This is a genomic window from Microbispora sp. NPDC088329, assembly GCF_040685655.1.
In the GTDB taxonomy this organism is placed as follows: domain Bacteria; phylum Actinomycetota; class Actinomycetes; order Streptosporangiales; family Streptosporangiaceae; genus Microbispora.
This window is the reverse complement of the sequence record NZ_JBFBIP010000019.1, coordinates 133,765-158,318: the sequence shown is the minus strand read 5'-3', so window position 1 is coordinate 158,318 and position 24,554 is coordinate 133,765. Positions and strand designations below refer to the sequence as shown.

Genomic DNA, 24,554 nt, shown 5'->3' with positions numbered 1-24,554 from the left:
CGACATCGAGTTCCCTCGGAACCAGGACCTGCCGCGAGAGGTGGACCTCGGCTGATGACCATCGGCTACCTGCTCGACACGAACGTGGTGTCGGAGGCGCGCAAGCGGAACGGAAGCGTCTCGGTCAGGGACTGGATCGGCGCGGCGCACGGACCCACGCTCTACCTGAGCAGCTTGACCGTGGGCGAGATCCGTTGCGGCGTCGAGCTACGCAGGCGCGGCGACCCCGCGCAGGCGGCGGTGCTGGAACGCTGGCTGCACGCGCTACAGCGGCGGTTCGGCGATCGCATCGTCCCCGTCACCTCCGCGGTCGCCGAGGAGTGGGGGCGGCTGAACGCCGTACGGACCCTGCCGACGGCGGACGGTTTGATCGCCGCGACGGCCAGGGTGCACGGCTGGACCCTGGTCAGCCGGAACGTCAAGGATTTCGAGGGGACGGGTGTGTCCGTGCTCGATCCGTTCGAGGTCGCCGGCTGACCAGTGCGACGAGGGTCAGGCGAACTTCGACTTCGGGCGGTCCTGGAGGACGCCGTCGACGTACACGTCCACCTTCTCGTCGTAGAAGGCGACCAATCCGGCGATCTTCTGCGACTCCGGGAGCGGCGTGGGATAGGACCAGACGAGGTCCTTGCCGGACTCGTCGTCGCCCACCGACCAGTACACCGCGGCGCCCTTGTACGGGCAGTGGGTCACGGTGCCGGACGGGCGCAACAGGTCCAGCCGTACGTCGGTTTTGGGCAGGTAGTACCGCGGGGGCAGACCGGTCTCGAACAGCATGCGCGGGTTGCGCGAGTCGGCGACCGTGACGCCGTCCACCTCCACCCGGACGTGGCGCGAGCTGGCCAGGATGTCCACCCGCGTGTACGGGTCGCGGGCGTGCACGACGACCTCCTCGTCCTCCTCGAACCAGTTGTCCATCGCGTCCCAGTCGAAGCGGACGTGGCCCCGGATCTCCTCCAGCGGCGCGTCGTCCCCGTAGACCAGGGCGGCGCCCGGCCGGCCCGCCACGTCGCGGACCTCCGCGTCTCCCCTGCTGGGCGAGTGCCGCGTCTGCCCGGTGGCCTTCAGCTCCTCCACACGCACGTCGCCGAGCGGGAAGTAGTACGTCGGATAGTAGGGACCCTCCCAGACCAGCAGGGCCCGGGTGGTGTCGGCCACCGCCCGGCCCTCGGCATAGACACGCACGCGCCTGGCCGTCGTCTCCACCCGGACGCGGCCCCGTTTCGTCGGCTCCATGCCTGCGCCAACCGGCGGGCGGATCGTCCTTATTCCCCGGCCTCACAATCGCCTTTTCCCGGTGTGCGACGCCGAGTAGGCCCGTGCTATCGACAGCGAGCGGATAAGTCGCTTACCCTCGGCTAGGTGGGTCTTCGCCTTTACGATACGCATCGCCGCGCCGTCCGCGATTTCGTCCCCCGAATTCCCGGAATGGTGTCGATTTATCTCTGCGGTCCCACCGTCGTCGTGCCGCCGCATGTGGGGCAGCTCAGATCGCAGGTCAATTTCGACATTCTGCACCGCTGGCTGAAAAGCAGCGGATACGAGGTCGTGCTCTGCCGGAACGTCACCGACATCGAGGACAAGATAATTCACAGGTCCGTGTCCGAGGGGATTCCCTGGTGGCGGATCACCGATCCCGTCCACCGTGCCTTCGTGCGCACCTACACCGCCCTGGGCTGCCTTCCGCCCAGCGTGGAGCCCCGCGCGACGGGACACATCCCGGAGATGATCGAGATGGTGGAGCAGCTCGTCGCCTCCGGGCACGCCTACGAGTCCGACGGCGACGTCTATTTCTCGGTCGGCTCCTACCCGAATTACGGATCCCTTTCGCGGCAGCAGGCCGGGCGCCTGCGGGCGACCGAGGAAAACGAGCGCGGCAAACGTGATCCGCGCGATTTCGCATTGTGGAAGAGCGCGAAACCCGGCGAGCCGGTGTGGCACTCGCCCTGGGGCGAGGGGCGTCCGGGGTGGCACCTGGAATGTTCCGCGATGGCACGCAGATATCTGGGCACGGAATTCGACATCCACGGCGGCGGGGCGAATCTCATATTTCCCCACCATGAGAACGAGATGGCCCAGTCGCGGGCCGCCGGAGATTCCTTCGCACGCTTCTGGCTGCACAACGGGCCGGTCACGCACCGCGGCGAGAAGATACGTAAGCATCCGCGCAACCCGCTTGCCGTCCCGGCCCTGCTCGACCGCGTACGACCGGCCGAACTCCGCTATTACCTGACGGCGGCTCATTACCGGTCGCCGATGGAATTCAGCCCCGCCGCCCTGGACGAGGCGGCGGCGGCGTATCGGCGGGTCGAGAGGTTCGTGCTGCGGGTGGCCTCCGACTCCGCCGCGCCCCTTCCTCCGCAGTTCAGCGCGGCCATGGACAACGACCTGAACGTGCCGCGGGCCCTGTCGGCCGTCCACGGCGCGGTGGCCGAGGGCAACGCCGCACTGGCGTCCGGAGACCGCGAGCGGGCGGCCGGGAAATGCCGGTCCGCCCGGGCCATGCTGAATGTCCTCGGCCTCGATCCGCTCAGCGATACCTGGCAGCGGGAAACACAACTGCAGGAAGTCGCGGGGGCCGTACTCCGGGTCGTGCGTAATCTCGCCGCTGTCAGCGCCAGGCAGGGGGATCACGAACGCGCACGGATCATGGAGCGGCACATCGAGATCGCGCTCGCGAAACGGCGCCAAATCGAGCACGCCGCGCTTATCAGATAGATCTTGATCGCCCGGCCGGCGTGAACGCTCACAACCCCGCCGGGGCCGACGCCGGCCGCGCACGCCGTCCGCGACACCCGGGTGACGGAGGAGCGCATGTTACAAGAACAAGAACTGACGCACGGAGGATAATTCTGGCCGATTCATGGGAATCATGACGGCACCAGCTGACGGACACCGCCGAAAGGAGGGCCCCGATGAAGAAGGTGCAGATCGTGCCGCGACCGCGGCCGCCGAGAGTTCCCGCACCGATCGACCTGCGCACCCCCTCGGGAAGGGTCCTCCCCTACTAGTCGAGCTAGTGCTTGGCCAGCTCGTAGCAGCGGGCGAAGCCCTCTAGCACGGCGGGCCAGGAGCACCGGACCGGCTCGGTCTCCCGGTTGTGCTCGGCGATCGACTCCCGCAGGGCGGAGTCGCGGGCCAGCCGTACGACCGAGGCGACGAGGTCGTCGAACGTGCGGCCCAGCAGGCCCTCCTTGCCCGGCCTGACGAAGTCGGCCACGCCGCTCTGCGCCCGCGCGACCACCGGCACGCCGGCCGCGCGGGCCTCCAGCGCGGCCAGGCCGAACGACTCGCGCGGGGCCGGCGCCACGAACACGTCGGCCTCGGCCAGCAGGTCCTTGATCTGCTCCCGGCTGTACCTGCCGGGGAGTGACACCCAGCCCATCCGGTGCGCCCGCAGGTGACGCTCCATGCGTCCGCGGGCCGGACCGTCGCCCACGATCGTCGCGCGTATCGCGATGTCGCCCGGCACCCGGTCGCGCGCCGCCTCCAGCAGTTTGAGCAGCCGAAACGGCTGCTTGCGCGGTGCCAGCCTGCCGACCGCCACCACGTGGACGGCGTCCCGTCCGGAACCGTGCCGTACCGAACCGTGCCGTACCGAACCGTGCCGTACCGAATCGGTCTCGGGCCGCCACGAGGTCACGTCGAGGCCGTTCGACACCACCTGGACGGGCACGCGCGGCCCGGCCACGGCGCGGATGGGACGCGCGGCGGCCTCGCTGACCGCGGTGAGGACCAGGCCCCAGCGCCGCCACTCGAACGCCCCCTGCAGCGCCCGGTAGACGCCCCGGGTGACCGGATCCCACATGCTGTGCACGGTCGCGACCACCGGCAGCCCGGCCCGGACCGCCGCGCGCACCCCCATCCACGCGAACGGCGAGACCGCCCCCGTGTGGACGTGCACCACATCGAACCGCCCGCTCGTCATGATCCGGAGCAGGTGGGCCGTGCCGCGCGGGTGGACCGGCAGGTCGAACGGGAGGTTCGCCACCACCCGGTGCACGCCGGGCAGCCGCTCCCCCGGCGTCGCCGTCACCACCTCGACCACGTGGCCCGCTTCGCGCTGCGCCCTGACGAGGTCGGCGACCTGCACCTCGATTCCCCCGAGCCGCGGCAGATAGCAGTCGCTGACGTGAAGAATCCTCACCGGGTCAGCCTGACAGAGTGCGCCACGCCCATCAAACCGCTCACGGGGAGGGCGGCGCGGTCCGGCACGGACCACGTGGGATCATGTCGGGGACCGGCGCCATGGCAGCCGCGGTGGCGCAGACGAGTGGAGCACGCGATGACGACGTTCCGTGGGGCGCGATGAGGACGGCGGTGTTCTTCCACGCCCATCCCGACGACGAGGCGCTGCTGACCGCCGGGACCATGGCCATGCTGGCGGACGAGGGGCACCGCGTCGTGCTCGTCGTCGCGACCGCCGGTGAGCGCGGCCTCGCCGACCTCCCCCACGGCGAGGAGCTGGCCAGAGCCCGGATGGACGAGCTGCACCGCTCGGCCGCGGCCCTGGGCTGCGCCCGGGTCGTGCTGCTCGGCTACGGCGACTCCGGCCTGGCGATCGACGGCGGTGTGGCCGACGACCGGCCGGACGACGCCTTCATCGACGCCGACATCGAGGAGGCGGCCCAGCGGCTGGCCTCGGTGCTCAAGGAGGAGACGGCCGACCTGCTCACGATCTACGACCCGGCCGGGGGCTACGGCCACCCCGATCACGTGCAGGTCTACCGCGTCGGCGGCCGGGCCGCCGAGATCGCCGGGACACCCATCGTGCTGGAGGCGACGGTCGACCGCGACCTGCTGCTCAAGGGCGTACGGCTGGCCTCCCGGTTCTACCCGGCCATCGACGTGCGCAGCTTCGAGCGCGCCTACTCGCCCCGGGACGCGATCACCCATCGGGTCAACGTGCGCAAGTACGCCAAGGCCAAGCGGGCGGCGATGGCGGCCCACGCCACCCAGGCCACCGGCGGCGACGGCGACCGCACGCTCGGCGCGATGCTGAAGATCCCCGGTTTCGCCTACCGCTTCGTCTTCGGCACCGAATGGTTCGTGCGCCGCGGCCTGCCCCGCGGCGCACGCCTGCGGCATCCGTTCGACAACCCCTAAGGGGCGTGATCCTCCGTCAGGAGGAGTCCGGGGTCCCCGCGGCACGGCAGACTGGAGGGGACCGACACCGGACTGGGGGCATACGCGGGTGAACAGGAAGTGGCTGCAGATCACGCTGTCCACGGTGTCGCTCGGACTGGCCGCGGCACTGGTGCTCTACCTGCCGCAGATCGTGCACACGCTGACCGGCGCCACCGTGAGCTGGACGGAGATCGGCCATCAGTTCGGCGGTCTCGGGTGGCAGATGATCGCGCTGATGACCGTCCTGTGGCTGGCGAGCCTGTGGGCGTACACGTTCGTGATGACCTCGGCGCTGCCCGGCCTCACCCACATGCAGGCGCTCACGCTCAACGCGGCGGGAAGCGCGGTCAGCAACCTGCTGCCGTTCGGCGGGGCGGCGGGCGTGGCCCTGACGTTCGGCATGACCCGCGGCTGGGGCTTCGCCAACCGGCCGATCGTCGTCTACACCCTGGTCACCGGCATCTGGAACTCGCTGTTCCGGTTCATCCTGCCCGCCGTGGGGATCCTGGGGCTGCTGATCGCGGGCAAGGCCACCAACCCCACGGTCGCCAAGGCGGGCTGGGTCGGAGCCGTCTCGATCCTCGTCCTCGTCGCCGTCGTCGCCACGGCGCTGTACTGGGACCGCGCCGCCGCCGCCCTCGGCCGTGCTCTCGACGGGCTCGTACGGCTCGCGCCCCGGCGGTTCCGCCCGGCCGAGCACGCGGTGTCGGCGGCGATCGAACGACTGCGCAGGGACACGGCCGACATCATCCACAGCCGATGGGCGGGCCTGTCGCTCGGGATGGTCGCCTTCCTCGTCCTGCAGTGCCTGATCATGGCCGCCTGCCTGGTCGCCACCGGCTCGTACCCGGGACCGGCCGAGACCGTCGCCGTCTTCGCGCTCAGCCGCGTCCTCACCACCGCCCTCGTCACGCCCAGCGGAGCGGGGATCATGGAGGGCGGCGTCGCCACGCTGCTGATCGGGGCGTTCGGCATGCCCGCGGGCGGCGCGACCGCGGCGGCCGTCCTGTTCGGCTTCTGGACGTACACCATCGAGATCCCGTGGGGCGGGCTCGCACTCGGCGGATGGGCCCTGCTGCGCAGGCGGGAGACCCGCGCCGCGGCCGCCGCCCCGGGATCGGCCGCCTCCCCGCACCGCACCCGCGTCCGCTGATCGACTGCGGGTCGCCCCGCTGATCTCCTACACTCGCGGAGCGAGAAGGTGAGGGTGTCCGGGTTCATGAATGCCTTGTGCCCCTTCGCGGGCGCGCATACGGTTGCGCCTGAAATGGATCGGCAAGTGGTGGCCGGCAGGCACGGCGATCGGAAACGAAGGAGCATCCGATGAGCTCCCCGATGAGCCCGGTGACGTTCCGGGTCCTCGGGCCGGTGGGGGCGCACGACGACACCGACGAGCTCGACCTCGGCGGGCTGCGGCAGCGGGCGGTGCTGGCCCGTCTGCTCGTGGCGCGTGGTCAGGTCGTGCCCGTGGACACGCTGTTGTTCGACCTGTGGGACGACGACACGGCCAAGGGCGCCCAGTCGGGGTTACAGGTCTACATCTCACGTCTGCGCCGGGTGCTGGAGCCGAACCGCCCGCGTGGCGGGCCCAACCGCCTGCTCGTGACCGTCGCGTCGGGGTACGCGCTGCGCGCCGCTCCCGAACAGGTGGACGCGCTGCGCTTCGAGGCGATGGTCCGCTCGGCCGGGGAACGGCTGGAGGACAGCCCGCAGGCCGCCCGGGCCCGGCTGGACGCGGCCCTCGCGTTGTGGCACGGCACGCCGTACTCGGACTTCGCCGACCAGCCCTGGGCGGAGGCGGAGGTGGCGCGGCTGAGCGAGCTGCGCCTCGTGGCCAGGGAGCGGCACGCCGACGCCGGGCTGCGGATGGGCCTGCACGCCGAGACCGTGCCCGACCTGGAGGCGCTGACCACCGAGCACGCCCTGCGCGAGGAGGGCTGGCGGCTGCTCGCGCTCGGCCTCTACCGGTGCGGGCGGCAGGGCGACGCCCTGGCCGCGCTGCGCCGGGCCCGCACGATCCTGTCCGACGAGCTGGGCATCGACCCCGGTCCCGCGCTGCGCAAGCTGGAGTCGGACATCCTCGCCCAGGACCCCGGGCTCGACCTCGTGCTCCCGGCCCGCAGGCCCGCCGAGATCACCGCGTCGTGGCCGCCGCGGCCGGTCGCCACCGGCGACGCGCCGCCGCTGGAGCCCGAGCCGTTCGTCGGCCGCGACGCCGAGTTGTCCACGCTCGCCGCCGCGGTGCCGCGCGCCCAGGCGGGCCGGTTCACCGTCGCCGTGGTCAGCGGCGATCCCGGCGCGGGGAAGACGACGCTGGTGCGCCGGCTGTTCGACCGGCTGGAGCGCGAGGGCTGGATAGGGGCGACCGGAGGCTGCCCCGACAGCACGGCGACCCCGCCCGGCTGGGCCTGGGTGGAGGTGCTGCGCGCCCTCGTCGCCCGCGGCGGCGCGGGCGAGTACGCCGCGCTGCTCGCGCCGCTGCTCGACGACACCGCGCCCGACACCGCCGACGACGACGCGTCCGGCGGCTTCCGGCTGCATCGGGCCGTCGGCGGCTACCTGTCGGCCGTGGCGCGCGAGGCCCCGCTGCTGATCCTCCTGGAGGACCTGCACTGGGCCGACGACCAGACGCTGGCCCTGCTGCGCGCGCTGCCCAGCCTGCTCGCGGCCAGCCGCGTGCTGGTCGTGGTGACCTGCCGCGACGGCGAGCTGAACGACCAGCAGCAGGACGTGCTGGCCGCACTGGCCCGGCTCGACCCCGTACGCGTCGGGCTCGGCGGCCTCGACGACGCGGCGGTGGCCGAACTCGTCCGGGCGACCTGTGTGCGCGAGGTGGACGACGAGGTCGTCAGCACGATCGTCGAGCGGGCCGGGGGCAACCCGTTCTTCGTCAAGGAGACGGCGAGGCTGGTCGAGGCCGAGGCGGACATCTCCGAGGTGCCCTCGGGCGTGCGCGAGGTGTTGCGGCGGCGGATCGCCCGGCTGCCTGAGCGGGCCCAGCAGGTGCTGCTGCAGGCCGCCGTGATCGGCCGCGACGTGGACGTGGACGTCCTGGTCGACGTGTCCGGCGACGAGGACGCCGTGGTGGACGCGGTCGAGGCGGCGCTGCTCGCCGGGCTGGTGACCGAGCCGGGCCCCGGCATGCTCAGGTTCGACCACGACCTGGTCAGGGACACGCTCTACTCCGACGCCTCCCGGCTGCGCCGCTCGCGCCTGCACGGCGCGGTCGCCTCGGTGATCGAGCAGCGCAGCCCGAACGACGTGGCCGCGCTGGCGCACCACTACGACGCGGCGGGCACGGTGGAGACCGCCGCGAAAGCCGTACGGTACGCCGGGCTGGCGGCCGAGCAGGCCGAGCGCAGGTTCGCCCACCGGGAGGCCGCGACGCTCTGGCAGAAGGCCATCGCCGCCTTCGACCGGGCGCAGACAGGCCGTGCGCACGGAGGCCGGGGACCGGTACGCGACCGGCTGGAGCTGCAGCTGCGGATGATCAGGGCGCTGGCACTGGGCGGGGACATGACCGCCGCCCGCGCGCACCGGGGGGAGGCGATGTCGGTCGCGCTGCCGCTCGGCGACCTGGAGCTGACCGCCCGGGTCGCGGCGGCGCTCGCGGTGCCGCACAAGGGCATCGCCCGCGACTTCACGCGCACGGCGTGGGAGATCGTCGACGTCACGGAGAAGGCGCTGGTCGAGCTGCCGGAGGGCGAGCAGTCCCTGCGGGCCAGCCTGCTCGCGACGCTGGCCCTGGAGCTGGAGGGATCGGCCACCGAGCGCGGCTACCAGGCGTCGCTGGAGGCCGAGGAACTGGCCAGGTCGAGCGGCGACCCCGCGCTGCTGGCGATGGCGCTGAGCGGCCGGCTGCGGCAGTCGTACACGCTGACGCAGGTCGACGAGCGCGAGACCATCGGCCGTGAGCTGCTGCGGGTCGGCGCCGAGTCCGGCCAGATCGCGGTGCAGACGCTGGCGCACCTCGTGCTGCTGGAGTGCGCGGCGGCCCGCGGCGACTTCGCCGAGGCCGACGAGCACCTGGCGCAGGCCGAGCGCCTCGGACGGCGGTACGACCTGCCCGCCCCCGCCGCCGTGGGCGCGTGGTACGCCGGGCAGCGGCTGATGATCACCGGTGACTACGCGGGGGCCGAGCGGGCCTACCGGAACGCGGCGCGGCTGACCGCGCGGGCCGGCATGCTCGAAGGCCGGCAGGACCTGCCGCTGATCGCCACGTTCTGCCTGCACCTCGTGGACGGGCGGGCCGCCGAGATGGCCGAGCCGCTGGGCGAGGCCCACCAGCGCGGCGCGAAGTGGACGCCGGACGCCTACGCCATGGCGCTCGCCTCGGCCGGTCACCTCGGGGACGCCCGGGTGGTGGCCGCGACCCGGGAGCCGGTCCGCACGGACTTCCTCTACGAGCTCGCCCTCATCTGGCGGGCCCTCGCGGGGATCCTGCTGGAGGACGAGGGCCGGATGCGGGAGGCGTACGAGAAGCTGGCGCCGTTCCACGACCGCATCGCCGGGGCCGGCACCGGCGTGGTCGCCCTGTGGCCGGTGGCGAAGACGCTCGGCGACCTCGCCGTACGGCTCGGCCTGCCGGCGGGAGAGCACTACGAGAAGGCGCTGGCCGTGGCCGAGCGGGTGGGCGTGCCCCGCTGGATCGCCGAGGCCCGCGAGACCCTCGCAGGCGGGTGAAGGAGGCCGCGCCCGCCGGAGGCGAACGGATAGGCAAGGTTTGCCGGAGGCGAACGGAGAGGCGAACAGAGAGGCAGAGTTCGCGAAGGCCCCTGTCTTCATCGCGAACCCCTCGCCTCACGTCCCTCAGGTATACGAGGGACGGATTGACCACTGGTTGACATTCGCTTGCAATCCGCGCGATCGGGGGCGCTAGGGTGAGGTGAGGCTTACCTAAAGATCGCACCCATGACCGCTCCGGAGGTGAGAGCGCGTGCGTATCCCCGACCCTACGGCCGCCTCCGTCTTCGGCCTCCCTCTGTGGCTGGTCGTCGCGGTCGGCGCGGTCGCCCTGTTCGGCGCGTTCCAGGTCTACTACTGGGTCGGCCGCAGGCTCGGCGAGGCGCTCTACCGCTCGCGGATGGGCCGCAAGATCGGCCGGGAGCGGATCGAGCGCGTGGAGAACGTGGTGCGCCGGTGGGGCGCGCTCGCCGTGTACGGCTGCTTCTGGGTGCCGGGCCTGCGGCACACGCTGCCCTGGGTCGCCGGAGCGCTGCGGGTGAACTACCGCTGGTATCTGGTGGCCAGCGCGCTCGGCTGCCTGACCTGGGTGCCGGTGGCCTCCTTCGGCCTCTACTCGCTCCTGTGGGCCTGGCTGTCGCTTGCGGCCCGGTCCCCCGCGCTGGCCGTCGCCGTCGCCGTCGCGGTGGCCCTGGCCGTCGCCCTCCTCGTACGGCGCCGCCGGAACAGGGGCCGGGACAAGGGCGCACCGGCCGCGCCCGAAGCCGTGCGATCATGGCGGGATGCGTAACGGGGTACTCATCGCGCTGGCCGCCGCCCTCGTGACGGCAGGGACCGCGGCCGCGCCCGCTCAGGCCGTGTCTGGGGCCGTGTCTCGCACCGTGTCTGGGGAAGTGTCTCAGGCCGCCGGAACACCGTCGGTCACGGCCCGGGAGGCCTACCTGGTGGACGCCGCGGACGGAACGGTCCAGTTCGCCAAGCGTGAGACGCGCCGGGTGCCGATCGCGAGCCTGACCAAAATCATGACCGCCTACGTGGTCCGGCGGCAGGCCCGGCTGGACGACGTGCTGACCGTGACCAAGGCCGACGTACGGCACGCCGCGGCCGGCGGGGCCACGACGGCGGGCCTGCGGGCGGGCGAGCGCGTCACGGTGCGCGACCTGCTCTACGGGCTCATGCTCCCCTCGGGAGCCGACGCCGCCCACGCCCTGGCCGAGCGGTACGGCCCGGGGACGGCGAAGTTCGTCGGCAAGATGAACGACGCGGCGCGGGCTCTCGGCCTGCGCGACACCCGCTACGCAAATCCCGACGGGCTGCCGTCGAAGGCCTACTCGACCGCCCGCGACCAGGCGACGCTGGCGGTGGCCGCGCTGCGCGACCCCGTGATCGCGACGATCGCGGGGACGCCCACCCGAGTGGTCCGGAAGTCGGCCCTCCACCGGGGCCACGTGTGGCGCAACACCAACGATCTGCTGGACGACGGGGCGGTGGGGCTGAAGACCGGCTTCACCAACCAGGCCGGCTACTGCCTGTCGTTCGCCGCCCCTCGGGGCGGGCGCACGTACGTGGGGGTCGTGCTGGGCGAGCGCAGCGACAAGGCCAGGTTCGCCACCGCGCGCAAGCTGCTCGACTGGGCCGGTCAGGACGCCGGCGCGAGCGCCGGCGCGGGGGTCACACTCCCCTGAGCAGGCCGTGGCAGGCGATCGCGGCGGCGGCCACCACGTTCAGGGAGTCGACGCCGAGATCCATCGCCCGGGAGCTCATCGGAATGCAGACGGGCTGGTCGGCCTCGTGCAGCCAGTGGGACGACAGCCCGTCGCCCTCCGAGCCGAGCATCAGCGCGACCCGGCCGGACAACGGGGCCTTGTCCAGCGGCACGGCCGACTGGTCCGGCGTGAGCGCCAGCAGGCGGAACCCGGCCGCCCTGAGCTCCGCCAGGCCGCCGTGCCAGTCGGTCATCCGGGCGTACGGGATCGCGAACACCGCCCCCATCGACACCTTGACGGCCCTGCGGTAGAGGGGGTCGGCGCAGCGCGGCGACAGGACGATCGCACCGACGCCGAGCGCCGCCGCGCAGCGGAAGATCGCCCCCACGTTGCCGTGGTCGACCAAATCCTCCAGGACCAGGATCCGCGGCCCCGCGGCCGTGAGGAGTTCGCCGACCGCGGGAAGCGGGGTGCGCTCCATCGCCGCGAGCGCGCCCCGGTGCACCTGGAAGCCGGTGATGCCCTCCATCACCTCGTCGGACACCAGGTAGACGGTGGCCTCCCCGACGACGTCGGCGAGCACGTCGAGCCACTTGGCCGTGGTCAGCACCGACCGCACCGGGTGACCGGCGCCGATCGCCCGCCTGATGACCTTCTCGCCCTCGGCCACGAACAGCCCGCGTTCGCTCTCGACGCTCTTGCGCAGATCGACGTCGCGCAGCCGCACGTAATCCGACAGGCGCGGATCGGCGGCGTCCTCGACCGGAATGACCACGGGGCCAAGGGTACGGCCTGCGCGGGACGCCCGCGCATGTCAGTGGCAAGTGTCAGTGGCAAGCCATGACTTTTCGTCATAACCGCACCAAAACCGGCGTTTTACCCTGCTCTGACTTGCCAGTATGGTTCCGTAAACCTGTTTTATGCACTTGTTACGGACAGTCGACATCGGAGAGGGCACCGTGGGCGGACGGCACCGCACAGACGAACTCGATGGCGGCTTCGACCCTCAGCACCAGCCTCAGTACCAGCCGCCGCCGCGGCGGCGGGCCGGGCGGGGGACGGTGCTCGTCCCGCTGGCCGGAGCGGTCGCCCTGGCCGTGCTCCTCGGCGTGGCGGCGTACGTCGTGGTGAACAAGAGCCCGGGCTGCGCCGGCGAGAAGGTCAAGCTCTCGGTCGTCGCCTCACCCGACATCCACCCGGCCGTGCAGAAGATCGCCGCCAGGTTCGGCAAGTCGGGCAGGGCCGTCGACGGCAAGTGCGTCGCCATCACGGTCAAGGCCGCCGAGTCGGCCGACGTCGCCAACGCGATGGCGGGCACCGGCCCCACCCGCGGCAAGCTGGATCCCGACCTGTGGATCCCCGACTCCAGCCTGTGGCTGAGCGGCGTCAAGAACGCGCCGGAGCCCGCCGGGAGCGCCGCCAGCAGCCCGGTCGTGCTGGCCGCGTCCAGGACCGGCGCGGACAAGCTCCAGTCGGCCTTCAGCCCGAGCTGGACCGGCCTGATGAGCGCGGCGAACGCCGCCAACCCCGACGGCCTGGCGCGGAAGGTGCGCGTGCTCGCGCTCGACCCCACACAGAACGCCGCCGGCCTCGGCGCGCTGCTGGCCGGGGCCGCCGTGCTGAAGCAGGGAGGCGGCAGCGAGGAGACGCTCGTCGGCGTGCTGCGCCGGTTGTCGGAATCCACCGTGTCGACCCCCGACAGCATGTTCGCCACGCTGACCAAGGCCGCGGCCCGCATCCCGGTCGGCGTGACGTCCGAGCAGGCCGTGTGGTCGTACAACACGACGACGACCCCCTCGAACCCGGCGGTCGCGCTCTATCCGGCCGAGGGCACGGTCAGCCTCGACTACCCGATCCTCGTCACGGCGAAGGACGCCGCGGCGCGCAAGGCCGCCCAGGCCCTCGCGACCGAGATGACCTCGCCGAACGGCAGGAAGACCGTCCAGGACTTCGGCTTCCGCACGCCCGACGGCAAGGGCGGCGGCCTGCTGAAGCCCGACAACGGCGTGAACGCCGAGAAGCCGGACGCGATCCCGCTGCCGGACGCGGCGACCGTCGCCCGCCTCTCCCAGGCGTGGCATCAGATCAAGCTCGGCACCAAGATGCTCGCCCTCATCGACATCTCGGGGACCATGGCGCTGCCCGCCGACAAGACCGGCGTCACCCGGATGCGCGCCATCACCGACATCAGCATCGAGGGCCTGAAGCTGTTCCCCGACAAGGCCGAGATCGGCATCTGGGCCTTCTCCGACAACCTCCGCGGCGAAGGCGTCGACTGGAAGCCCGTCGTGCAGATCGGGCCGCTGGCCCAGCAGATCAACGGGGTGACCCGCCGCGATGTGATCGCCCAGGCGCTGCGGCAGGCGAAGGCCATCCCCACGGGCAACACCGGCCTGAACGACACCCTGTGGGCGGCGTACCAGAAGATGACCAAGGAGTACGAGCCCGACAAGGTCAACACGATCCTGCTGTTCACCGACGGCGTCGGCAACGACGACCCGAACGGCGGCATCTCCAACACCGACATCCTGCGCAAGCTGAAGGGCGCCTTCGACCCGAAGCGGCCCGTGAGCATCCTGATCATCTCGTTCAACACCCAGAAGGACGAGGACCGGACGCAGATGACCTCGATCGCGAAGTCGACCGGCGGCGCCGCCTACTTCCCGCAGACGGTCCTCGAGATCCGCAACATCTTCCTCAAGGGCATCGCGCGCCGTCTCCAGTAACAGCGGTAACTGTTTTCCCAGGTCATGCCGGTTGGGCATGGCTGCCGGGCAGGACGGTGCGATCCGTAAACGACGCCACAGGGGACGGCGTCCCACTCGTGTGGGGACCGGCGAGACCAGGTTCCGTCACACGGGGAGGAATGTTCGTTGCCCGCATGGCCCGGCGTCGGGCGAGCCGACGACCATCGACTGCTGGAGGCGCTGCGGCGCGGGCGCGGCACCGACGCCCAGGCCCCGGCCGCGCTGTACGACGCCTACGCCGACCGGCTGAGCGACTACGCGTACTCGCTGCTGGGCGACCTCGACGCCGCGGCGCGGGCGGTGCACGGCGCGCTCGTCGCCGCGTCCTGCTGCGCGGACCGTTTGAAGGAGCCCGCGCGGCTGCGGGCCTGGGTGTACGCGCTGACCCGGTTCCACAGTGCCGCTCAAGAAGGGGCCGCTCAAGAAGGGGCCGCTCAGGAAGGGGCCACTGAAAAGGGCGCGACTCAGGAAGGATCGGGGCCGGTCATCGCGGTGGAGGAGTCCGCCGACCCCCCGCTCGCCGCACTGGTGGGAGAGGCGCTGGGCGAACTCGGCGGCCACGAGCGCGAGGTGCTCGAACTCGCCGTACGGCACGGGCTGACGGCGGCGGAGATCGGATCGGTCCTCGGCCTCACCTCCCGGCAGGTGTCGGCGCGGCTCACCCGGGCCCGCGACCACCTGGAGAACGCCGCCTCGGCCCTCGTGCTGGCCAGGGTCGCCCGGGCCCACTGCCCCGGGCTGTCGGCGCTGGTCGACCACGGCGTGGGCTCCACCTGGCGGGACGGCCCTCTCGGTTCCGCCCTGCGCAAGCGGCTCAGCGGGCACATCGCGGCCTGTGAGGTCTGCAGCGAGGGCCGGGACAGGCACGTGTCGGCGGAGCGGTTGCTCGACATGATCCCCGTCGCCTTCCCCCCGCTCTCACTGCGCCGCCGGGTGATCGAGGCCGCCCTCCACACCGACCGGCGCGACGGCGCCACCGCCCTCCTCGACCGGCGCGGCTTCCCCGTGACCACCGGCAAGGTGACCACCGGAAGGGGGAGCACCGGAAGGGGGAGCACCGGAAGGCGGGCGCGGCGCGGTCGGGCCCGCTCCCGGCCGCTGCGGGCCGCCCCCGTGATGCTCGCCGCCACCTGCGTGTTCGCCACGGCAGGCGGGCTCGCGCTGGTCTCCGGGCAGGATCAGGCCGAGCCTCTGGAGGCGATCCGCGTATCCCCGACGGCCACGCCCGCGGACCCGGTCCCCGGCGATCCGGTGCTCGGCGATCCCGTGCTCGGCCCGGAGGAGAGCGACCAGGCCACCCCGACGCCCGCCGACGACACGTCGGTCCCACAGGACGATTCCCCCCAAACGGCCGCGACCGCCCCGCCCCACACCCCCGCACCCTCGGGGCGGTCGCGGCCGTCTCCCCCACGTACGCGGCCCACGCCCAGGCCGGCGCTGACGGCGCTGTGCCCCGGAGACCTGGGCGGGGCCGCGGCCTCGTCGGTCACGCTGGCCGCGCGCAACGCCGTGATCGAGTGGACGGCCGTCACCTCGGGCGGGATCGCGGTCTCCCCCCGGCACGGCCGACTCCGCGCGGGAGCGAGCGGCCGGGTCACGCTCTCCGTCGTCGACCCCGGTGTCCCGGGCACGGGCGTGGTGACCTTCCGGTCCTCGGCCGGCCGGCCCTCGTGCCGGGTCGCCTGGGACGGCCGGGAGGGGGACGGCGACGCCGACCCGGTGCCCGAGCCCACCTCGGACGCCACCTCGGACGCCACCTCGGACGCCACGGAGCCGCCCAGTCCCGATCACCCGCGCGGGTCCGACGGCCCGCCTACTGCCGCGGACGCCGCGGCCGCTCCCTCTCCCTGACGCACCTGTCACAGAACCACCGTTTGTTACACGGTCGTTGGATGATCGGCACCGAGGAGTAACAATCAGGCGTCGTCAGGTGTCAGCGAAAGCTCGAAAGGAGATAAACCACGCGACCGAGGATTTGAGGGGGCATTGTGGCCCAAGCATGGCTGCCCGGCGCAAGCCGACTTCCCTCCCCCGGGGACTCCGGAACGATGCTCGGAGGAGCCCCGAGGACCGTCTGGTTCATCTGGCCCGCCGATCCCCAAGGGGTCTCGGCCAGGTCCGTCGCCCAGCGGCTGATCCAGCTCCGCCGGCCCTCCCACCTGGTGTGGAACCCGGTGACCGGGGAGATCGTTCAGTTGCTTCCGCCCACCCGGGCGGGCGGCGGGCTCGCCGCGGATCGGGGCAGGAACGGACGGGTCTGCGTGCAGATCCAAGTCATCGGCTCGGCGAGGGAACCGTTCACCGACACCAAACTCGACGGCCTGGACGACATCCTGGCCTGGCTCGACTCCTGGGAGGTGCCGCGCCGCTGGCCGGCCGGGCCTCCGCTGCCCTATCCGCACTCCCTGACCGCCGAGCGCAGCAAACGGCTGTGGGCACGGGGCGGGCACTTCGGCCACTCCCAGGTGCCCGGCACCAGGGAGGGCGACCCGGGGTCGATCGACATCGCCCGCATCATCGGCGAGGAGGCGCTCAACCTGGAGGTTCCCCTGCCGAGGAGCGAGCTCAGGCTCCTTCAGCAGGCATGAGCTCCCGGATCACCGCGCACCCGCGCCGCACGTCGGCCCGGGAGGCCGAGCCGTAACCCAGCACGAGGCCGTGCACCCGAGGCGGCCCGTGATGGTGGGCCTCGGTGGTGTCCAGGAGCACGCCGCGTTCCCCGGCCCGCCGTACGAGGCCGGGGACCACGCCGGCGGGCAGGGTGACCATGACGTGGAGCCCGGCCGTGTCGCCCCGCACGTACGGCCCGAGCGCCTCGACGATGGCCGCCCTCCTGCGGGCGTACTCCAGCCGCATCCTGCGCAGGTGCCGGTCGAGGTCGCCGCGTTCGAGCAGGGTCGTCACGGCCCGCTGGACCGGCCCCGACGTGCGGTCGGCGACGTACATCCGGCGTTCGGCGACGGCGTCGAGCAGGTCGGCGGAGGCGACCAGCCAGCCGAGCCCGACGTCGGGGCCGAGCGACTTCGACAGCGTGCCGAGCAGCACCACCCGCCCGGGGTCGAGCCCGTAGAGCGCGGGCAGCGGCGCGACGTCGTAGCGGAACTCGGCGTCGTAGTCGTCCTCGACGACGATCGCGCCGGTCCTGCGCGCCCAGGCGAGCAGCCGCTCCCTGCGCGGGATCGGCAGCCTGCCGCCGACCGGGAACTGGTGCGCGGGCGTGGTGTAGAGCACCCGCAGGTCGTCGGGGAGCGCCTCGACGATCACACCCTGCTCGTCCACCGGACAGGGCACGACCTCCGCCCCCCGGGAGGCGAAGATCCGCCGGGCGGCCCGCCAGCCGGGCTCCTCCACCCCGGCCCGGTCTCCCGGGCGCAGCAGCGTGGCCGCGATCAGGTCGAGGCCGTTGCCGGTGCCCCGGGTGACCATGACGTTCCCCGCGCCCACCGGCACGGCCCTGGCCCTGCGCAGGTGCTCGGCCAGCAGTTCGCGCAGCTCCGGGTGGCCGTAGGGGTCGGGGAACGCGTTCAGCGGGAGGTCGCCGGCCGAGCGCCAGGCCCGCCGCCAGGCCGTCTCGTCATACCCGGACACCCACGGGCGGCCCGGCCGCAGGTCCACCACTCCGCGGGGCGCCGCCTCCCGGTGCGCGCGCCGGGGAGCGCCGAGGGGTGCGCCGAAGGGAGCGCCGACGGCCCGTGCCTGTCCGTTCTCGTGCGGCAGCGTGCCGTCCGCCACGTAGGTGCCGGAACCGTGCCGCCCGTCCAGCCACCCCTCGGCGTACAACTGCTGGTAGGCGTCGGTCACGACGGTCCTGCTGACCCCCAGCAGGGCGGCGAGTCCCCGCGTGGACGGCAGCCGCTCCCCCGCCCTGAGCCCGCCGGCGCGCATGGCCTCCCGCAACTGGACGGCCACCTGGACGGCGAGCGGCACCGCGCATTCGCGGTCCACCGTGAGCGGCACATCGACAATCGGACGCAAGTGGTCTCCCGGTACGGGTCCTGAGTGGACGTGTTCCACCGGTCCACTTCGACCTAACGTAACGGACATGCTCTCCACAACCGCCCGCATCACCCTGAATCGCTCGAAGGAACGGGCTCGCACCGACCGCGCCGACCTGTACGCGATCCTGGACGCCGGTCTCGTCTGTCACCTCGGCGTGCTGGCCGGCGGGTCTCCCATGGTGATCCCCACCGGCTACGGGCGGATCGGCGACACGCTCTACCTGCACGGCTCCACCGGCGCGACCTCGCTCCGGGCGGCGCTCGGCGGCCCGGTCTGCGTCACCGTGACCCACCTCGACGGCATCGTGCTGGCGCGCTCGGCGTTCCACCACTCGGTGAACTACCGGTCCGCCATGGTCTACGGCCTCGCGCGGATAGTGGACGACCCCGGCGAACGGCTCGCCGGGCTGCGGGCGATCACCGAGCAGCTCGCCCCCGGCCAATGGGACGTCGTACGCCCGCCGGACCGCAAGGAGACGGCCGCCACCGCCGTGGTCGCCCTGTCTTTGGAGGAGGCGTCGGTGAAGGTCAGGCAGGGGCCGCCGAAGGACGACGAGGAGGACTACGACCTGCCCGTCTGGGCGGGCGTGCTGCCGCTCACCGTGGCATGGGGCGCCCCGGAGCCCGACCCTCGCCTCACGCCCGGCATCCCGGTCCCCGCCCACGTCAGGGACCGTCAGCCGCTCTCATGAACGCGCTGGTGTAAGCGGATTGCAAGCGGTTTCACGGACACTGCGGCCGACCTATTCGATCTGGGAGGCCTCATGAGTTCCGCCGAGCACTGGAATGTGCCCGGTTACACGGTGACGCGTGAACTGGGTGCGGGAGGCGGCGGCCGCGTCGTCCTCGCCGTTCACGAGCAGTCCGGCGCCACGGTCGCGATCAAGTACCTGTCGGAGGATCTCCGCCGGGACGAGGCGTTCGTCGCCCGTTTCCGGCAGGAGGCCCGCCTGCTCGTCGAGCTGGACGACCCGCACGTGGTGCGGCTCTACGAGTACCTGGAGACCGGGCGGTACGCCGCGATCGTCATGGAACTGGTCGAAGGCCCCACCCTGCGGGCGCTGCTGCGCGAGCAGGGCCCGACGGGTCCCGAGGCCGCGCTCGCCGTCCTGAAAGGCTCCCTGCTCGGCCTGGCGGCGGCGCACGCCACCGGCGTCGTCCACCGCGACTACAAGCCCGAGAACGTGCTGGTCGCCGCCGACGGGACGAGCAAGCTCGCCGACTTCGGCATCGCCGTGCGGGCCGGCGGAGCCCCCGGCGCCCCCGCCGGCACCCCGCCGTACATGGCCCCCGAGCAGTGGACGGGCACGGCCGCCACGCCGGCGTCCGACGTGTACGCCGCGACCACGGTCTTCTTCGAGTGCCTGACCGGGCGCCGGCCGTATCGGGCGACCCAGCACACCGTGCTGCGGCACATGCACATGACGGCGCCCGTACCGGTCGAGGAGGTCCCCGAGCCGCTGCGGCACCTGGTCGCGCGCGGCATGGCGAAGGACCCCGCGCTGAGGCCGGCGAGCGCCGCCGCGTTCGTCTCCGAACTGGAGCGGGCCGCCGTGGCGGCGTACGGCCCGGCGTGGGAGGAGCGGGGCCGCCGCAGGCTGGCCGCGCTCGCCGCCACCCTGGCCGCGACGTTCCCGCCGGGCCGGGCGCGTCCCGTCGAGACCGGCACCTCGCTGTTCGGCACGGCGCTGCGGTCGGTGCGAAGCAGGGGTGTCCTGCTCACCGCCGGGGCCGTGCTCGTGGTGGTCGCGGGCGGCGGCATCGGCGCGTACGCCCTCGGCTCGGCCGGGACCCGCACCGTCGCGGCGTCGCAGGACACGGGCCCGGGGAACATGGGCGCCGGCAACACGGGGCCCGGCAACACGGGTGTGCCCGCCGCCGCGTCGGCGGCGCCGGCCGGCCCGGAGGAGAGCCCTGCCGAAGCTCCCTCCGCGGCACCGGAGGAGACGCGGCAGGAGAGCCCGCACGCGTCCCCCGCGACATCCCCTGCGGCATCACCCACGGCGTCCCCCACGCGGGCGTCCGCGAAGGCGCCCGTGCGGAGCCCGTCGCCGGCGGCGTCGACCCCGGAGTCCGCGCCGACGCCCCCTCCGACGCCCCCCTCGACTCCCAGGGCCACGCCTTCTCCCACACCCTCGCCGACGCCGTCGCCCTCCGCCTCGGTCCTCGAGGTCGCCGACGTCGGTGTCGGCGGGCTGTCGTACCGGGCCGGAGCCGGCACGGACGGCGCGACCGGCACCGGAACGGTCACCGTCAGGACCAGCGGGCCGGGCAAGGTGACCCTGACCGTGCGCTTCACCGCGAACGGCACGGTGACCGCCACCCGCACGCTCACCCTCAGCGGCGCGACGTCCTACACCCGCACCGTCTCCGGCGACCTCGGCCGCGTCTGCTCGGGCACCTGGGGCATGAGCGTGACCACCGGCCCGGCCGCGCCGGGCGGCGCCCAGACCGCCACGGCGAAGGCGCCGTCGTGCCCGACCTCCGTCACCGCGGTGAAGGTCGGCACACCGGCCGTGTCCTCGGCGTCGGCCGGGGCCGCGGCGGCCACCGTGACATCCACCGTGACGGTGACCACCGACGGCACCGGCCCGGTGGACCTGACCGGCCGGTTCTCCGCCCCCTCCGCGGGCGGCGGCACGCAGACGGTCCACCTGTCCGGAGCGAGGACCTACACGCGGACGTTGTCGTACACCTTCTCGCGCCGCCCGTGCGGCGAGACCGTCACGCTCAGCGCCTCGACCGCTCCCGCGGGCGGCGCCGCGTCCGGCTCGGTGAACGTGACCTGCCCCGCCTCGGTCGGTCAGGTACGCGTGCAGCGCCTGACGCTCGACGGCAGGACCGCGACGGCCACCGTCGCCGTCACCGCCGGCAACACCTCGCCGGTGCGGCTGAACCTCGCGTGGGCGACCGCCGGCGCCACGGAGGCCACCCGGACCTTGACCCTGTCGGGCAAGACCGCCTACACCGTCACGGCCACCTACACCTACTCCGGTTGGGTCTGCGACTCCTACGGGGTGGCGGCGTCGACCTCCCCGGCCGCGGCGGGCGGTGCTTCCACCCTGACCCAGAAGGCGGAGCTCTGCGTCAAATGACGCGGCTCACTGACACATCGATCTGACTAAATCATGACTTTTCATCGCAAGCGCAAGGTCGTCACTAAGCTACGGTCTCGTCATTCGGCGGGGGCCCAGGCGATGAGGAGACAGACCGTTATGTACGGCCAGACGGACGCCTGGCGCGTCCCCGGCTATACGGAAATCCGCGAACTCGGCACGGGGGGCGCGGGGCGGGTGGTGCTCGCACGGCACGACGCCGACGGCCTGCCCGTGGCGATCAAGTACCTGTCCGACGAAATGATGACGGACCTCCACTTCGTCGCCCGGTTCCGGCACGAGGCCCGCCTCCTCGCCGCCATGGACCCCAACCCCCACGCGGCGCGCTTCTACGAGTACGTCGAGACCGCGCGCGGCGCCGCCATCGTCATGGAACTCATCGACGGCGTCTCGCTGCGCGCGATGCTCCGCTCGGAGGGCCCCACCGGTCCCGAGGCGGCGCTCACCGTGCTCAAGGGCTCGCTGCTCGGCCTGGCGGCGGCGCACTCCATCGGCGTGGTCCACCGCGACTACAAGCCCGAGAACGTCATGGTCGAGGCCGACGGCAGCAGCAAGCTCGTCGACTTCGGCATCGCCGCACAGGCCGGCGAGGGGGTCAGGGCGGCCGGTACGCCGCCGTACATGGCTCCGGAGCAGTGGTCGGGCGGCAAGGCCGGACCGGCGAGCGACGTCTACGCCGCCACCGTCGTCTTCTTCGAGTGCCTCACCGGTAGCCGTCCGTTCCGGGCGCAGAACATGGCCGCGCTGGCCCGCCAGCACCAGGCGACCCCTCCCCCGGTCGACGAGGTGCCGCCCCCGCTGCGCGAGCTCGTGGAGCGCGGCATGGCCAAGCGGCCGCAGGACCGGTACGCGTCGGCCGAGGAGTTCCTGCGGGAGCTCGAAATCGTCGCCGCCGGTGCGTACGGCCCGGGGTGGGAGGACCGCGGACGGCGGCGGCTCTCGGCGCTCGCCGGGCTGCTCGTGGCGTTCTTCCCCCTGAAGAAGGAGAAGGCCTCCGAGGCCGGCAGCGCGCTGGCCGAGACGAGGCTCGGCGGCCTGCTGAGCCGTACCCGCATGAAGATCGGCCTGACCCTGGCCGGGATGGTCGTGATCGCGGGCGGAACGGTGGCGCTGGTCCAGAGCATGAGCGGAACGACCCTGCAGGCCGGAACGACGATCGAGACGCCCGGCACGCCCGCGGTCGATTTCTCGTCCATCGAGGTCGAGGACGAGGGCGAGGACGACTCCGCCGACGTCCCCACGGAGGAACCGGAGGAAGCCACCCCGACCCCGGAGGCCACCGGCCCGGAGACGAGCGCGCCGCCGCCGGCCGTGCGGCCCACCGCGACCGCGCGGCCGACCCGCAGGCCCAGCCCTTCGCCGGTCACGAAGCCGACGCCCACACGAACGGCCAAGCCCACGCGGACCGCCAAGCCGACGCGGCAGCCGAAGCCCTCGCCCGAGCCCGTTCCCTCGGACGAGTCGGTCACGGTGGACCCGCCCCGCAACCCGCAGACGACCAGGCAGCCCGACCCCACCCCGACCAGCAGGCAGCCCACCAGGCAACCCACCACCCGGCCCACCACGCAGCCGTCGACCCAGCCGTCGACCCAGCCCTCCACCAGGCAGCCCACGCCGCCGACCGCGACCATCATCGAGCCGCCCGTGCTGACGCTCGGGCCCACCGCCCCGGGTCAGGATCCCTCGGCGGTGCCGATGGCCGCTCTCGCCGCCGGGGTGGTGACGACCGGCTTCCTTCCCGCCACACTGGCCATGGGACGCAGGCGCGGACGGCACCGAAGGCGGCGGTAGATGCGAGAAGGCGTGACGGTCGCGGGGCACCGGCTCACCGGCCGCACCCGGCTCAGCGAGATCGGCACCTGGGCGGACGCCGTCTCCCCCGACGGGAGGCCGTCCGGTGTGCTGCGGTTCGATCCCCAGGCCGTCGCCTCGCCCCAGGCGCGCGAACGGCTCGTCGCCGCGGCCGGCGCCGACATCCGTCTCCAGGGGGGCGGACCCATCGGCCTGCTGCCCGTGATCGACCTGGTGGCCGCGCGTGACGAGGTCTGGCTGATCACCGCCAGGGCGACGCCGGCCGTCGCCGATCTGACGGCCGGCGGCGCGCTGGACGCGGGCGGTGCGGCGACCGTTCTGCTGGAGGCCGCACAGACGCTGCTCGCCGTGCACGCCGCCGGGCTGGCCCACGGCGCGCTGCATCCCGGCACGATCGTGATCGGGGAGGACGGCTCGGTGCTGCTGGCCGAGCGCGGCCTGCTGCGGGCGCTGAGGGGAGAGCACGCGCCGGCGGAGCAGGACGTCGCGGCGTGGGCCGCGCTCGCCGGAACACTTGCCGCGAACTGCGCGCGGGGACATGCCGCGGCGGTGCTGCAGTGGGCGGCCTCCGCCGCCGTGGGCCAGGGCCTGGCCTCCGTGCGGGACGCTCTGATCGCCGAGCGCGCCGCATTCCCCGGCATGGGCCGGGACGGGCTGGCCCATGCCGCACGCGGCTTCCACGCACCCCCGTCTTCTGTGCCGTCTTCTGTGCCGTCTTCTGGGCCGTCTTCTGGGCCGCCCCCCGTCGCTTCCTCCGGCGGGGAGGCCGTGACCCTGCTCGACCTGCCGGACGCGGTGGACGATCCCGGCGACGTGATGATGCGGTTCGGGCCGGGGGTGCCGACCGAGACGACGGCGGCGCAGATCTGGCGGTCCGGGCAGACCTCCGCCGCCATCACGACAACGCAGCAGGCCGGCGTGGCGGCTCCCCGGCGGCCCCGCAGGCGTAGGGCGGCGTGGGCGGGGACGTTGCTGCTGGCGATCCTGATCGCCGTGGTGATCCTCTGGCTGCGGCAGACGTCCGCCGCGCCGCTCGCGGTGAGCGACGTCGACGTCAAGGCGCCCAAGAAGACGGTGCGCTGCGACGGCAGGGCCGATTTCGTGGGCGTCGTCACGACCAACGGCGAGGCGGGGTCGATTCGCTACGTGTGGATCCGGAGCGACGACCGCGAGCCGATCGAGCAGGAGCAGCGGATCTCCCCGGGAGACACGTCCGTGAATCTCCCTCTCCACTGGAAGGTGGCCGGATCGGGATCGTTCAAGGGCACGGCCACGCTCCGTGTCCTGTCCCCCACGACGACCGGGAAGCCGATCCAGGACAAGGCAAGTTTCACCTATAAATGCTGACTTCATTAGTGTGGCGCG

Annotated in this window: 18 protein-coding genes; 14 read left to right on the top strand and 4 right to left on the bottom strand. The window is 72.9% G+C overall.

Annotation, left to right across the window (positions count from 1 at the left end; translation table 11 throughout):
* Positions 1 to 54: 54 nt before the first annotated feature.
* A complete protein-coding gene (locus tag AB0O28_RS29885; protein WP_363645877.1) occupies positions 55 to 477 on the top strand; it encodes a type II toxin-antitoxin system VapC family toxin in 423 nt (140 codons plus the stop codon).
* Positions 478 to 492: 15 nt separating this feature from the next.
* Here AB0O28_RS29885 and AB0O28_RS29880 read toward each other — a convergent pair whose 3' ends face one another.
* Positions 493 to 1,236, bottom strand: a complete 744-nt coding sequence (locus tag AB0O28_RS29880) for a DUF427 domain-containing protein (protein WP_363645876.1) — start codon at positions 1,234 to 1,236, stop codon at positions 493 to 495.
* Positions 1,237 to 1,362: 126 nt separating this feature from the next.
* Between AB0O28_RS29880 and cysS the strand changes: the two genes are divergently transcribed.
* Positions 1,363 to 2,718 carry a cysteine--tRNA ligase gene (gene cysS / locus AB0O28_RS29875; RefSeq protein WP_363645875.1) on the top strand — a complete coding sequence of 452 codons (1,356 nt, stop codon included), beginning with the start codon at positions 1,363 to 1,365 and terminating at the stop codon, positions 2,716 to 2,718.
* Between the two features lie 298 nt (positions 2,719 to 3,016).
* On the opposite strand, the gene AB0O28_RS29870 is transcribed toward cysS, so the two are convergent.
* Positions 3,017 to 4,147, bottom strand: a complete 1,131-nt coding sequence (locus AB0O28_RS29870) for a glycosyltransferase family 4 protein (protein WP_363645874.1) — start codon at positions 4,145 to 4,147, stop codon at positions 3,017 to 3,019.
* A 101-nt stretch (positions 4,148 to 4,248) separates the two neighbouring features.
* On the opposite strand from AB0O28_RS29870, the gene AB0O28_RS29865 reads away from it, so the two are divergent.
* From AB0O28_RS29865 to AB0O28_RS29845, 5 genes are all read left to right on the top strand, one after another.
* Positions 4,249 to 5,106 carry a PIG-L family deacetylase gene (locus AB0O28_RS29865; RefSeq protein WP_363645873.1) on the top strand — a complete coding sequence of 286 codons (858 nt, stop codon included), beginning with the start codon at positions 4,249 to 4,251 and terminating at the stop codon, positions 5,104 to 5,106.
* A gap of 88 nt (positions 5,107 to 5,194) precedes the next feature.
* Positions 5,195 to 6,280, top strand: coding sequence for a lysylphosphatidylglycerol synthase domain-containing protein (locus AB0O28_RS29860; protein WP_363645872.1), 1,086 nt, complete (start codon positions 5,195 to 5,197; stop codon positions 6,278 to 6,280).
* 170 nt (positions 6,281 to 6,450) lie between these two features.
* Entirely contained in the window at positions 6,451 to 9,810 is a 3,360-nt protein-coding gene (locus AB0O28_RS29855; protein ID WP_363645871.1) for a BTAD domain-containing putative transcriptional regulator, read from the top strand.
* A 253-nt stretch (positions 9,811 to 10,063) separates the two neighbouring features.
* Entirely contained in the window at positions 10,064 to 10,600 is a 537-nt protein-coding gene (locus AB0O28_RS29850) for a VTT domain-containing protein (protein WP_363645870.1), read from the top strand.
* On the top strand, positions 10,593 to 11,495 hold the full coding sequence (locus AB0O28_RS29845; protein ID WP_363645869.1) for a D-alanyl-D-alanine carboxypeptidase family protein: 903 nt from the start codon (positions 10,593 to 10,595) through the stop codon (positions 11,493 to 11,495). The genes AB0O28_RS29850 and AB0O28_RS29845 overlap by 8 nt, the downstream gene beginning before the upstream one ends.
* Here AB0O28_RS29845 and AB0O28_RS29840 read toward each other — a convergent pair.
* The gene (locus AB0O28_RS29840; RefSeq protein ID WP_363645868.1) at positions 11,482 to 12,291 is read right to left on the bottom strand and encodes an RNA methyltransferase; all 810 of its coding nucleotides are present in this window, start codon (positions 12,289 to 12,291) and stop codon (positions 11,482 to 11,484) included. The two genes, AB0O28_RS29845 and AB0O28_RS29840, sit on opposite strands and share 14 nt — an antisense overlap.
* Before the next feature lie 145 nt (positions 12,292 to 12,436).
* On the opposite strand from AB0O28_RS29840, the gene AB0O28_RS29835 reads away from it, so the two are divergent.
* The 3 genes from AB0O28_RS29835 (at position 12,437) to AB0O28_RS29825 (ending at position 16,851) form a co-directional block, all read left to right on the top strand.
* Positions 12,437 to 14,242 carry a substrate-binding domain-containing protein gene (locus tag AB0O28_RS29835; RefSeq protein WP_363645867.1) on the top strand — a complete coding sequence of 602 codons (1,806 nt, stop codon included), beginning with the start codon at positions 12,437 to 12,439 and terminating at the stop codon, positions 14,240 to 14,242.
* 147 nt (positions 14,243 to 14,389) lie between these two features.
* A complete protein-coding gene (locus AB0O28_RS29830) occupies positions 14,390 to 16,114 on the top strand; it encodes a sigma factor-like helix-turn-helix DNA-binding protein (RefSeq protein WP_363645866.1) in 1,725 nt (574 codons plus the stop codon).
* 197 nt (positions 16,115 to 16,311) lie between these two features.
* A complete protein-coding gene (locus AB0O28_RS29825; protein WP_363645865.1) occupies positions 16,312 to 16,851 on the top strand; it encodes a hypothetical protein in 540 nt (179 codons plus the stop codon).
* On the opposite strand, the gene AB0O28_RS29820 is transcribed toward AB0O28_RS29825, so the two are convergent.
* Positions 16,829 to 18,238, bottom strand: a complete 1,410-nt coding sequence (locus AB0O28_RS29820) for a PLP-dependent aminotransferase family protein (protein WP_363645864.1) — start codon at positions 18,236 to 18,238, stop codon at positions 16,829 to 16,831. The two genes, AB0O28_RS29825 and AB0O28_RS29820, sit on opposite strands and share 23 nt — an antisense overlap.
* Positions 18,239 to 18,305: 67 nt before the next feature.
* Between AB0O28_RS29820 and AB0O28_RS29815 the strand changes: the two genes are divergently transcribed.
* The 4 genes from AB0O28_RS29815 to AB0O28_RS29800 all read left to right on the top strand — a co-directional run bounded on the left by AB0O28_RS29815 (position 18,306) and on the right by AB0O28_RS29800 (position 24,536).
* Entirely contained in the window at positions 18,306 to 18,953 is a 648-nt protein-coding gene (locus AB0O28_RS29815) for a pyridoxamine 5'-phosphate oxidase family protein (protein WP_363645863.1), read from the top strand.
* Positions 18,954 to 19,025: 72 nt separating this feature from the next.
* Positions 19,026 to 21,356 carry a protein kinase gene (locus AB0O28_RS29810; protein ID WP_363645862.1) on the top strand — a complete coding sequence of 777 codons (2,331 nt, stop codon included), beginning with the start codon at positions 19,026 to 19,028 and terminating at the stop codon, positions 21,354 to 21,356.
* Positions 21,357 to 21,476: 120 nt separating this feature from the next.
* Positions 21,477 to 23,168, top strand: a complete 1,692-nt coding sequence (locus AB0O28_RS29805; RefSeq protein WP_363645861.1) for a protein kinase — start codon at positions 21,477 to 21,479, stop codon at positions 23,166 to 23,168.
* Positions 23,169 to 24,536 (top strand): hypothetical protein, encoded by a 1,368-nt coding sequence (locus tag AB0O28_RS29800; protein ID WP_363645860.1) that lies wholly within the window; start codon positions 23,169 to 23,171, stop codon positions 24,534 to 24,536.
* Positions 24,537 to 24,554: the final 18 nt, after the last annotated feature.